Raw genomic sequence first — 12,410 nt, 5'->3', positions numbered from 1 at the left:
CGTGCCAAGCATGGTTTTCCCTGCCAGGCGCGAATACCGTCGCCGCTTTGGTGCTACTTCACTGCTGCATACCACGACTGCAAACTGCTGCGATATCCTGTGAACAAAACACTAACATGTTAGTAGTATTGCGTTCTGCATGATTGCAGGTCAATAGACGGCAACCCAAATGCGGGTTTGTCCTGAAGCCACGGAGCCACACTTTTTCACGCGATGCGGACAATAAAAAAGACGCGTCAACTGCACGCGTCTTCTGTCTATTGAAGGTCCATATCGCTTTGCCTTCGCTCAGTCGCCGGACAACTTCCACTTGCCGCCGACAATCTCCACCATCACGCGCGCCCGCTGGTCCAGACCGGCATGGTCGTTCGCGCTCATGTTGAAGATGCCGTGCGACGCGGGCATGTCTTTGGTGCTTTCCAGCGCGGTCCGCAATGCTTCGCGGAAGGCAGGCGTGCCCGGTTGCCCCTTCTTCAACGCCTGCGGAATCGCGCGTTGCAGCAGCAGGCCCGCGTCCCATGCGTGGCCGCCGAAGGTGGACACCGAGCCGGCGCCATATGCGGTTTCGTACGCGCGCTTATAGGCGAGCGCACTCTTCTTCACGGGGTTCGAATCGGGCAGTTGTTCTGCGACGAGCAACGGACCCGCCGGCAGATAGGTGCCTTCGCAATCCTTGCCGCACACGCGCAGGAAGTCGTTGTTGGCGACGCCGTGCGTTTGATAGTACTTGCCCTTGTAGCCGCGCTCCTTGAGCGTTTTCTGCGGCAGCGCGGCCGGTGTGCCTGCGCCGGCGATCAGGACCGCGTCCGGATTCTGCGACATGATCTTCAGCACCTGCCCGGTCACCGATGCGTCGTTGCGTGCGAAGCGTTCGTTCGCGACAACCTTGATCTTCGCGAGATCCGCGGCTTTGCCGAATTCCCTGAACCAGCTCTCGCCGTATGCGTCGGAGAAACCGATAAAGGCCACTGTCTTCACACCGTGGTTCGACATGTGCTGCGCGATCGCGGTGGCCATGAGAATGTCGTTCTGCGGCGTCTTGAAGACCCACGCGCGCTTCGCATCCATCGGTTCGACGATGCTCGCCGCCGCTGCCATGGAGATCATGGGCGTGGTGGTCTCAGCGGCGACGTCGATCATGGCCAGCGAATTCGGCACGACGGTCGAGCCGATCAGCGCATCCACGTGATCTTCGCTCGTGAGCTTGCGCGTGTTCTTGACGGCCTGGGTGGAATCCGTGGCGTCGTCGAGCACGATGTAGTCGATTTTCTGGCCCGCCACCTCTTTAGGCAGCAGCGCAATCGTGTTCTTTTCCGGAATACCGAGCGACGCGGCCGGGCCCGTTGCCGACAAGGTCACGCCGATTTTTACGTCCGCGAATGCATGGCCGCTCCATGTTGCGCTCACTCCGGTGGCGACCAATGCCGCGCTGATCCAACGCAATGCCGACTTCATCCCGCTCCCCTATCAACCCCGTTATTCATTCGAATTTAAATCTGTGGATTTAAATCCCGACCAAGCGGTCGGTGAATAGCGAGTTTAGCGGACGAAAGCCACGCGCGGCAAGCGTTTTGCAGGATTCGGAGATGTGAAATAGAGACATGTTCGGTGAATGAAAAAGGGTCACCGAATTAGCGGGAATTTGAATGGCGATTAACCAGAAATACAAATAAAAAGCGCTGTTGGATATCAATCCAACAGCGCTTTCGTCTGGGCACTGAGTGCCTCATTGTCTCCTCGCTCTCCACCTGCAAAATTCGTGGTGCATCAGAACTGCATGAAGATTAAACGAGCACTCCGCGTACTACAACTAGCAATTACCCTAGTGGTGCACTGCGGCACTGAATTGGGGCACGGTTGCGGGAGCCATACCGTGTATGCATTTCGACTCGATTGCCACTCTCTTCAACCTGCCGCATCGAGACGTCCGAATTATATCGGATGCCGAAGCAATTGCCCGTTTCACTGAACGTCAAGCTCGCAGCGGTCGCACTCGCGCGATGATTTCGCCGACGATGCCACGCCGGAACGCCAGCACGCAGGCAATGAAAATCACGCCGGTGACGATGGTCACCGATTCGCCCAGCGAGCGGAACCACTCGACACCGGTGGTCGCCGCCAACGCCCCGCCGATATCGCCGAGCCGGTCCTCGAGCGCGACGATCAGCGCCGCGCCGAGCAGCGGTCCAAACAACGTACCCATACCGCCGACGAGCGTCATCAGGATCACGAGGCCGGACATGGTCCAATACGCGTCGCTCAACGTCTCGAAGCCTTGCACCAACACCTTGAGCGAACCCGCGAGACCGGCGATCCCCGCTGACAGAACGAACGCGAGCAGCTTGAAGCGATCCGTATCGTAGCCGAGCGACACCGCACGCGGCTCGTTCTCCTTGATGGCCACCAGCACCTGCCCGAACGGCGAATGCACGATCCGCACGATCAACAGGAAGGCCAGCACCATCACGGCGAGCACGACGAAATACAGCGCCACGTCGGACGACAGATCCAGCACGCCGAACAGTTTGCCGCGCGGCACGCCTTGCAGACCGTCCTCGCCATGGGTGAACGGCGCCTGCAGGAACACGAAGTACACCATCTGCGCGAGCGCTAGCGTGACCATCGCGAAGTAGATGCCCTGGCGGCGAATCGCGAAGATACCCACGATCAGCCCAAGCAAGGTTGCCGCCGCGGTGCCGGCGAGCACGCCGAGTTCCGGCGAGAAGCCGAGCGATTGGATCGCATAGCCCGTCACATAACCGGCCGAAGCCAGAAACATGGCGTGGCCGAACGACAGCAAACCGGTGTAGCCGATCAGCAGATTGAACGCCGCCGCGAACAGCGCGAAGCACAACACCTTCATGACGAAGAGCGGATAGATGCCGAGCACGGGCACCGCGAGAAGCACGATCAGCAGCAGACCGTAGAGCACTTTTCTCTGCATCATTTTTCCTTGCCGAAGAGACCCGCCGGGCGCACCAGCAACACCAGCGCCATGATCACGAAGACGACGGTCGCGGACGCTTCCGGGTAAAACACGCGCGTCAGCCCTTCGATCACGCCGAGCAGCAAACCGGTGAGAATCGAGCCCATGATCGAACCCATGCCACCGATCACGACCACCGCGAACACGGTGATGATCATCGGCTGGCCCATCAGCGGCGAGACCTGAATCACCGGTGCGGCGAGCACGCCTGCAAACGCCGCCAGCGCTACGCCGAAGCCATAGGTGAGTGTGATCATCAGCGGCACGTTGATGCCGAACGCTTCGACCAGTTTCGGGTTTTCCGTACCGGCGCGCAGATAGGCGCCAAGACGCGTCTTCTCGATCACGAACCAGGTCGCGAAGCACACCGCCAACGAGGCCACCACGACCCACGCGCGATAGTTCGGCAGGAACATGAAGCCGAGATTGGTTGCGCCGGAAAGCGCCGACGGCACGTCGTACGGCTGGCCCGACGATCCGTAGATGGAGCGGAACACGCCCTCCACCACGAGCGTGAGCCCAAAGGTCAGCAGGAGCCCATACAGATGATCGAGCTTGTAGAGCCAGCGCAGCATCGAGCGTTCGATCGCGATGCCGAACAATCCGACGACCAGCGGCGCCAGCAACAGCATCACCCAGTACGGCAGGCCGAAATACGAAAAGCCCATCCACGCGAGCATGGCGCCCAGCATGAACAACGCGCCGTGCGCAAAATTGATCACGTTGAGCAAGCCGAAGATCACCGCCAGCCCGAGGCTCAGAATTGCATAGAACGAGCCGTTCACGAGCCCCAGCAACAGCTGGCTCAGCATCGCCGGTAGCGGAACGCCAAAGATTTCCATTGAAGCCTTAACCCATCGCGAAGGTGAGATCGGTCACGCACGATCCGGCCGGCGCGCGATCAGCGGCAAACGACGCCGATCGCGCGCGGCATATGAAACGCTTCGCCGTCAGCCTGTGTACCATCATGGCATCACGCATCGCCCGTCAAGACAAGCAGGCAGACAGCTATCTGGTTACGAAACAGTGATTATTTCCACAACGCGCAGCGCGTTTCGGCCTTGGTCGTGAACGCCTGCTCGCCGGGAATCGTCGCCGTGATCTTGTAGTAGTCCCACGGCTCTTTGGACTCGGCCGGCGTCTTGACCTGCATCAGGTACATGTCGTGGATCATGCTGCCGTCCTGACGGATGTAGCCCTTCGCATAGAAGTCGTCGATCTTGGTCTTTTTCAGCTGCGCCATCACCTTGTCGGAGTCGGTCGAACCCACCGCCTTCACCGCGTTCAGATAGGTCATGGTCGCCGAATAATCGGCGGCCTGCAGGCTCGACGGCATCTTCCTCATCTTGTCGAAATAGCGCTGCGCCCACTTGCGCGTGGTGGCGTCCTTGTTCCAGTACCAGCTGTCCGTCAGTACGAGGCCTTGCGTGGTTTCCAGACCAAGGCTGTGCACGTCGTCGATGAACATCAGCAGCGCGGCGAGCTTCATCGTCTTGGTAATGCCGAACTCTTTGGCCGCCTTGATCGAGTTGATCGTGTCGCCGCCCGCGTTGGCGAGGCCGAGAATCTGCGCCTTCGATGCTTGCGCCTGCAACAGGAACGACGAGAAGTCCGACGCCGACAGCGGATGGCGCACCGCGCCCAGCACCTGGCCGCCGTTCGCTTTCACCACGTCCGACGTGTTCTTCTCCAGCGCCTTGCCGAAGGCATAGTCGGCCGTCAGGAAGTACCACGTCTTGCCGCCCTGCTTCGTCACGGCCGAGCCCGTGCCCTTGGCGAGCGCCGTGGTGTCGTACGCATAATGGATCGTGTACGGTGTGCATTGCTCATTGGTCAGCGTGTCCGCGCCCGCGCCAATGCTGATGTACACCTTCTTCTTTTCGCCGGCCACGGTGTTCATCGACAGACCGGTTGCCGAATTCGTGCCGCCGATCAGCAGATCGACGCCGTCGCGGTCGAACCATTCGCGCGCGCGCGACGCCGCGATGTCCGCCTTGTTCTGGTGGTCCGCATACACCACGGTGATCGGCTTGCCGTTGACCTTGCCGCCGAAATCCGCCACCGCCATGCGGATCGCTTCGAGTCCACCCTGCCCGTCGATGTCCGCATACAGACCGGACATGTCGGTGATGAAACCGATCTTCACCGCGTCGTCAGCCGCTTGCGCGCTGCCCATCGTCAATGCGGCGCCGGCGGCGACCGCGAAACAAAGTGTGGCAAGCCGCGCGAGTGGGTTCTTTTTCATTCCTGTCTCCTGGTTTCTTCGCTTGTGGTTATCAGAGGCAATCGGGCGTTTTTATACGCCCAGCAGATCGTGCAGGACCGGCATCTTGCTTTCGAGCTCACTCGCCCCGAAGTGCTCGACAATCGCGCCGTGCTCCATCACATAGAAGCGGTCCGCCAGCGGCGCGGCAAAACGAAAGTTCTGTTCGACCATCACGACGGTATAGCCCCGCGCCTTGAGTGTCATGATCATGCGCGCAAGCGCCTGCACGATGACAGGCGCGAGCCCTTCCGAGATCTCGTCGAGCAGCAGCAGGCTCGCGCCGGTGCGCAGAATGCGCGCCACGGCCAGCATCTGCTGTTCGCCGCCGGATAGCCGCGTGCCCTGGCTCGCGCGGCGCTCCTGCAGATTCGGGAACATCGAATAGATTTCTTCGAGCGACATCATGTGCGCCTTGTCGCCGATGGGCGGCGGCAGCAGCAGGTTTTCCTCGCACGACAGGCTCGAAAAGATACCCCGTTCTTCCGGGCAGTAGCCCACGCCGCAATGCGCGATGCGATGCGTGGGCAGATTGATGGTTTCGCGTCCGCCAATGCGGATCGAACCGGTGCGCCGTCCGGTCAGGCCCATGATGGCGCGCAGCGTGGTCGTACGTCCCGCGCCGTTGCGGCCCAGCAGGGTGACGACTTCGCCGCGGTTCACCGTCAGATCGAACCCATGGAGAATATGAGACTCCCCGTACCACGCCTGCAAACCCTTGATGTCCAGCGCGGGAACGGCGTTCTCCGTTCCGCTTACGTCGAGGCTTTCACGCTCGGCAATCGTATTCATGCGTGGGCTCCGGCGAGCGCCGCGTCGGCGCTGCCCATATAGGCTTGCATCACGAGCGGATTCTTCGACACTTCGGCGTAGCTGCCTTCGGCGAGTACTTCGCCTCGTTGCAGGACCGTAATCGTGTCGGAGATGCCGGCAATCACATTCATGTTGTGCTCGACCATCAGGATGGTGCGGCCGCTCGATACTTTTTTGATCAACGCCGTCACGCGATCGACGTCTTCATGGCCCATGCCTTGCGTCGGCTCATCGAGCAACATGAGCTCAGGTTCCATGGCGAGCGTGGTGGCAATTTCCAGCGCGCGTTTGCGGCCATAGGAAAGTTCGACCGTCAACACATCGGCGAAATCGGTCAGTCCGACCTGGGTGAGCAGATCCATTGCGCGATCATCGAGTTGGCGCAGCGTGCGCTCGCTCTTCCAGAAATGAAATGCCGTGCCGAGCTGGCGCTGCAAACCGATGCGCACATTCTGCAATGCTGTTAGATGCGGAAATACCGCGGAAATCTGGAACGAACGGATAATGCCGCGCCGCGCGATTTGCGCCGGGCGTTCACCCGTGATGTCGATGCCGTTGAAAACGATCTGGCCCGCAGTGGGTTCCAGAAATTTGGTGAGCAGATTGAAACAGGTGGTCTTGCCTGCCCCATTCGGGCCGATGAGCGCATGGATCGAGCCACGGCGCACGCGCAGGTTCACACCGTTCACGGCGATGAAGCCTTTGAACTCACGGGTGAGGCCGCGCGTTTCGAGAATCGTATCGCCGAGAATCATGTTCCCTTCCATACGGAGTAAGGCGAAGCATTACGATCTTCCGCGCGAACCACTGCGCGACTTTTTATGACGGCGGCACCCCGTGCCGCTCGTTGGCGTACTGCACCAATCCGGACGGTAATCCATGGGGCGGCACGCAGCATGGCTGCCATTGTCGCGCCAATGATGCAGCGCATTCATTGGGATTTGCACTTAGTGGAAGTAGATGACACCGGCTCCGAACGGGCCGCATACGTGCGAGATGCCCGCCGCACAGGTCGGACGGGCATCTCATGCGGCTCGTGCGCGAGTCTGTCACACCGCGGACATGGACCGCGTCGCGCTAGCTTCTGCCGCGAAGCTGCCGCCCACACGCGCACGGCGATCTTCGCGGATCATGTCGCTGGCGCGCTCGGCGATCATCAGCGTCGGCGAATTGGTGTTGCCCGAGGTGATAGTCGGCATGACAGACGCATCGACCACGCGCAGTCCGTCAACACCGATAACCCGTAGCCGGTTGTCGACGACGGCGCCGGGGTCGTCGGTCGTCCCCATGCGACAAGTGCCGACAGGATGGAAGATGGTCGTGCCGACCGCGCCGGCAGCCTGCTGCAACTCCTCTTCGGTCTGGTACTGAATGCCCGGCAAAATCTCCTGCGGCCGGTAACGTGCGAGCGCGGGCGCCGCCGCGATGCGGCGCGTGAGACGTAGCGCGTTGGCGGCAACGTGCCGGTCGTAATCGGTGGAGAGATAGTTCGGTGCGATCAGGGGCGGCGCTGAAGCATCGGCGGATTCGATGTGAATGCTGCCGCGCGAAGTGGGCCGCAACTGGCACACCGACGCCGTGAACGCATTGAACCGATGCAGCGGTTCGCCGAAGCGATCGAGCGAAAGCGGCTGGACGTGATATTCGAGGTCGGGTCGCGTGAGCGAGCGATCGCCCGGATCGGATTTGGCGAACGCGCCGAGTTGCGACGGCGACATCGACATCGGGCCGCTTTGAAAGAACGCGTACTGCATGCCGATCAGCAACTTGCCCCACCAATGCGCGGACGCTGTATTGAGCGTGCGCACGCCGTCGACTTTATAGGCCATACGCAATTGCAAATGATCCTGCAGATTTTCGCCCACGCCACGCAGATCGTCGACGACCTCGATACCTAGACTCCGCAGACGCGCGCCATTGCCGATGCCGGAGAGTTCAAGCAATTGCGGCGAATTCACCGCGCCTGAACTGAGGATCACTTCGCAACGCGCCTTGGCCAGATAGTCCGTGTTGTCGCCGCGATATTCGACGCCCGTGCAACGGCGTCCTTCGAATACGACGCGTTGCGTGTGCGCGCCGGTGATCACGGTGAGATTCGGCCGCTTGAGTGCGGGACGCAAAAACGCCTTCGATGCGTTCCAGCGAATGCCGCGTTTTTGATTCACGTCGAAATAGCCGACACCGGTGTTGTCGCCGCGGTTGAAATCATCGGTGGCGGGAATGCCGGCCTCTTGCGCGGCGCGTGAAAACTCTTCGAGAATTTTCCATTTCAACCGCTGTTTTTCGACCCGCCACGGTCCGCCCGCGCCATGCGATTCGCTCGCGCCGGCATGGTGATCTTCGCTGCGTTTGAAGACCGGCAACACCGAGTGCCATGACCAGGATGCGTCGTTGGTGACGCGCGCCCATTCATCGTAATCTTCACGCTGACCGCGCATATAGATCATGCCGTTGATGGATGAACTGCCGCCTAAAACGCGTCCACGCGGATACGACAGCGCGCGGCCATTGAGGCCCGCTTCCGCCTGCGTTTTATAGAGCCAGTCCGTGCGCGGATTGCCGATGCAGTAGAGATAGCCGACCGGCACGTGAATCCAGTGGTAGTCGTCCTTGCCGCCGGCTTCGAGCAGCAATACCTGCACGTCGGGATCCTGGCTCAGGCGATTGGCCAGCACACAACCCGCTGTCCCCGCGCCCACGATGATGTAGTCGAATTCGCCTTCGAGGCGCCGGGCTGCGTGCGTCGTGTCGGTATAGCTCATTTCCGTCTCCTAAGCTTTTTTGCCGATCAGTCGCATGGTTGTCATGCGACTGTGGCGTTAGGCTCTATTTGTTTTTTCTGCCTTCGACATGCGACCAGGAGCGCCGCCTGCCGAAGGCAACCGCCTGACTTTCACACTACTTGGCCACTGGCATCGTGAATTCAGCACCCTTGGCGATACTGTCTGGCCAGCGCTGCATGATGCTCTTGTAGCGCGTATAGAACCGTACGCCTTCTTCACCATACGCGTGATGATCGCCGAACAGCGACTTCTTCCATCCCCCGAACGAATGCCACGCCATCGGCACGGGAATCGGCACGTTGATACCCACCATGCCGATCTGAATCTGCCGCGAGAAAGCGCGAGCGATGCCGCCATCGGACGTAAATAACGACACGCCGTTCGCAAACTCGTTGGCGTTGATCAGTTCCACCGCGGAAGCAAAATCCGGCACGCGCACTACGCAGAGCACGGGTCCGAAAATCTCTTCGCGATAGATCTTCATGTCGGTCGAGACATTGTCGAACAAGGTGCCGCCGAGAAAGAAACCTTTCTCGTGACCACTGACCTGATGGCCGCGCCCGTCGACCACCAGCTTCGCACCCGCCTCGACGCCCGAGTCGATATAGCCGACCACTTTCTGGCGATGCACCGCGGTCACCAGCGGTCCCATCTCGGCATCCGATTCCATGCCGTTGAGAATCTTCAAACTCTTCACACGCGGCGTGAGTCGCTCGATCAGTTCGTCGGCGATATGACCCACTGCCACCGCGACCGAAATTGCCATGCAACGCTCGCCCGCTGAACCGTACGCGGCGCCGATCAAAGCATCCACCGCCTGGTCGAGATCCGCGTCCGGCATCACCACCAGGTGATTCTTCGCTCCGCCCAAAGCCTGCACGCGCTTGCCGTGCTTCGTGCCTTCCGTGTAGATGTATTCGGCAATCGGCGTCGAACCGACAAACGACAATGCGCTGACGTCCGGATGCACGAGCAATGCATCGACAGCGACCTTGTCGCCATGCACCACGTTGAACACGCCGTCCGGCAGGCCGGCTTCCTTCAGCAATTCCGCGAGACGATTCGAACAGGACGGATCGCGCTCCGATGGCTTCAGCACGAACGTATTGCCGCATGCAATCGCGACGGGGAACATCCAGCACGGCACCATCATCGGGAAGTTGAACGGGGTAATACCCGCGACCACGCCGAGCGGCTGACGCAGATTCCAGTTGTCGATGCCGCCGCCGATCTGATCGGTGAAGTCGGTCTTCAACAGGTTCGGAATGCCGCACGCGAACTCGACGATCTCGATGCCGCGCATTACCTCGCCCTTCGCATCCGAAAACACCTTGCCGTGCTCGCGCGTGATCAGTTCCGCGAGTTCGTCGTGGTGACGGTCGAGCAGTTCCTTGAATTTGAACAGGACTCGCGCGCGCTTGATCGGCGCGGTTTCACTCCACGCGGGAAACGCGGCCTTGGCGGCGGCGACGGCCGCATCGACCTCGGCGACGCTCGCCAGCGGCACGCGCGCGCTCACGCTGCCTTGCGCGGGATTGAAGACGTCGCCGAAACGGCTGCTCGTGCCCTCGAGCGTCTTGCCGTTGATGAAATGGGTCAGCGCACGGGCGCTGGTCGCGCTGCGCTGGGTTTCGTCCTGATATGTCTCGCTCATGGTGTCCTCTTTCCTGTGAAGTCTTCCGCCCCGGCGTGCCCCGGGCGTGATAAAGGCGTGCTGAAGGTGAAGCGTACGGCGCTTCGGGCCGGGAAATCCAATGAGTAATGCTCAACTGCACTATAAGGCGCGCTAATATCAGGATATGGATCTGACTCTGCTCCGGGCGTTCGTCACCGTGGCACGCGAGGGCAACCTCACGCGTGCCGCCGTGCAACTGCACCTGACCCAACCTGCTGTCAGCCTGCAAATCAAGCATTTGCAGGAGACGCTCGGCGTCACGCTGTTCACGCGAACCTCGCACGGGCTCTCGCTCACGCGCGACGGACAAGCGCTACTGCCTCACGCTGAACGCGCGCTCGGCGCGGCGAACGACGTGCAGCGGGCGGCGCAATCGCTGCGTCACGAAGTACGTGGACGACTGCGGATCGGCACCATCCTCGACCCGGCGTTTCTGCGCCTGGGCGGCTTTCTCAAACAGCTCGTGGAGAGCTGGCCGCACATCGAGACGGCCTTGCGCCACGGCATGTCGGGCTGGGTGCTGGAGCAGGTTCGCGCGGGTGAACTGGATGTCGGCTACTACATTGGCTTGCCGTCCGAAGACGAACCGCGCGACGGCCCGGCTTTTTACGCACTCACGCTGACCCATTTCCAGTACCGCGTGCTCGCGCCGGCCGGCTGGAAAGACCGCGTCAAGGGCGCGCGCGACTGGCGCTCGCTCGCGGCGCTGCCGTGGATCTGGACGCCGCCAGCATCGGCGCATAACCGGCTGCTGACGCGCTGCTTCGACGAAGCCGGTGTGAAGCCGGTCAAGGTCGCGGAAGTGGACCAGGAGCCGTCGATGCTCGATCTGGTCAAATCCGGCGTCGGTCTCACGCTTGCACGCGACGCCACCGCGATCGCCGAAGCGCATGCACATGCGTTGACCATCGTCGAAGGTGTTACCGTGCCGACTCAGCTCACCTTTATCACGCTCGCGCAGCGCAAGGAGGAACCGGCGATCGCCGCGGCGTTGAAGCTGATCGAGCAGCAGTGGGCGACTTGAGGATCCCGCAAGCGTTGCTTGCGTGGTGGATACGACAGCGCCGCCGAGTGCGCGATATGAGCCGCTCTCATGACAGCCGCAGCCCGTGTGGCCATATCGCAATAGGTAACCCGCACGATCTGCTTGCACAGCAACCGCGGCCACTTGCCCCACGCCTGAAACCACACCGTCACGCAGTTTTTGTTAGATTGAGGGTTCGCGCTCACGCGCCGGCTCCGCATCCTTTTCCGCTCCACCTGATTTGTCCTTCCCGGCAGCTTCGCCCCGGCAACACCGGAAGCCGCCGACCAATCCATCCTTCAACAGGAACCTGACATGGCACGCAACATTGAAATCAAAGCCCGCGCCCAGCATTTCGAGCAACTCCGCGAACGCGCGGCGCAGCTCGCACCGGACGCACCGCTGATCTTCCGCCAGCAGGACTTTTTCTACGACGTGCCGCGCGGCCGTCTGAAGTTGCGCCAGTTCGACGACGGCACGCCGGCCGAGTTGATCTTTTATCAGCGCGACGACCGCGACGGTCCGAAGGCGTCGTATTACACGCGCAGCCCGGTGACCAATCCGGAGGCCATGCACGCGCTGCTCGCCACCGCGCTGACCACGCGCGGCATCGTCACCAAGGAACGGCATGTGTATCTGACCGGGCGTACGCGGATCCATCTGGATCGGGTGGACGGTCTGGGCGACTTTATCGAACTCGAAGTGCTGCTCGCCCAGGACGACGACGAAGAAGGCGGCCACGCCGAGGCGCACGCGATGTTCGCCACACTCGGCGTGCCGGAATCGGATCTGGTGGCCGTGGCCTACGTCGATTTGCTGAGCCCGGACAACGAGCCGAAGCAAGCGGCCTAAGACTGACGCAATGC

General features: G+C 61.2%; 10 protein-coding genes. 2 read left to right on the top strand and 8 right to left on the bottom strand.

Annotated elements, in window-relative coordinates:
• Positions 1–288: 288 nt before the first annotated feature.
• The 8 genes from ACFSNN_RS26245 to ACFSNN_RS26210 form a co-directional block, all read right to left on the bottom strand.
• On the bottom strand, positions 289–1,455 hold the full coding sequence (locus ACFSNN_RS26245) for an ABC transporter substrate-binding protein (RefSeq protein WP_134457498.1): 1,167 nt from the start codon (positions 1,453–1,455) through the stop codon (positions 289–291).
• A 517-nt stretch (positions 1,456–1,972) separates the two neighbouring features.
• On the bottom strand, positions 1,973–2,944 hold the full coding sequence (locus ACFSNN_RS26240; RefSeq protein WP_166799298.1) for a branched-chain amino acid ABC transporter permease: 972 nt from the start codon (positions 2,942–2,944) through the stop codon (positions 1,973–1,975).
• Positions 2,944–3,828: a branched-chain amino acid ABC transporter permease gene (locus tag ACFSNN_RS26235; RefSeq protein ID WP_134457496.1), complete on the bottom strand. Its 885-nt coding sequence runs from the start codon at positions 3,826–3,828 to the stop codon at positions 2,944–2,946. Before ACFSNN_RS26235 ends, ACFSNN_RS26240 begins: the two co-directional genes overlap by 1 nt.
• Before the next feature lie 188 nt (positions 3,829–4,016).
• Positions 4,017–5,231, bottom strand: a complete 1,215-nt coding sequence (locus ACFSNN_RS26230) for an ABC transporter substrate-binding protein (protein WP_134457495.1) — start codon at positions 5,229–5,231, stop codon at positions 4,017–4,019.
• A 51-nt stretch (positions 5,232–5,282) separates the two neighbouring features.
• On the bottom strand, positions 5,283–6,041 hold the full coding sequence (locus ACFSNN_RS26225; protein WP_012434819.1) for an ABC transporter ATP-binding protein: 759 nt from the start codon (positions 6,039–6,041) through the stop codon (positions 5,283–5,285).
• A complete protein-coding gene (locus ACFSNN_RS26220; protein ID WP_007180049.1) occupies positions 6,038–6,817 on the bottom strand; it encodes an ABC transporter ATP-binding protein in 780 nt (259 codons plus the stop codon). Before ACFSNN_RS26220 ends, ACFSNN_RS26225 begins: the two co-directional genes overlap by 4 nt.
• A 294-nt stretch (positions 6,818–7,111) precedes the next feature.
• Entirely contained in the window at positions 7,112–8,824 is a 1,713-nt protein-coding gene (locus ACFSNN_RS26215; protein WP_134457494.1) for a GMC family oxidoreductase, read from the bottom strand.
• A gap of 136 nt (positions 8,825–8,960) precedes the next feature.
• The gene (locus tag ACFSNN_RS26210; RefSeq protein WP_134457493.1) at positions 8,961–10,499 is read right to left on the bottom strand and encodes a CoA-acylating methylmalonate-semialdehyde dehydrogenase; all 1,539 of its coding nucleotides are present in this window, start codon (positions 10,497–10,499) and stop codon (positions 8,961–8,963) included.
• Between the two features lie 145 nt (positions 10,500–10,644).
• Here ACFSNN_RS26210 and ACFSNN_RS26205 point away from each other — a divergent pair, with 145 nt between their 5' ends.
• The gene (locus ACFSNN_RS26205; protein WP_134457492.1) at positions 10,645–11,544 is read left to right on the top strand and encodes a LysR family transcriptional regulator; all 900 of its coding nucleotides are present in this window, start codon (positions 10,645–10,647) and stop codon (positions 11,542–11,544) included.
• Between the two features lie 315 nt (positions 11,545–11,859).
• Complete coding sequence (locus ACFSNN_RS26200; RefSeq protein WP_134457491.1) at positions 11,860–12,396, top strand: class IV adenylate cyclase; 537 nt, start codon at positions 11,860–11,862, stop codon at positions 12,394–12,396.
• Positions 12,397–12,410: the final 14 nt, after the last annotated feature.

It is taken from the genome of Paraburkholderia dipogonis, assembly GCF_042680985.1.
GTDB classification, from domain to species: Bacteria; Pseudomonadota; Gammaproteobacteria; order Burkholderiales; family Burkholderiaceae; genus Paraburkholderia; species Paraburkholderia phytofirmans.
The sequence above is the reverse complement of the archived record's forward strand: the minus strand, read 5'-3'. Positions and strand labels throughout refer to the sequence as shown.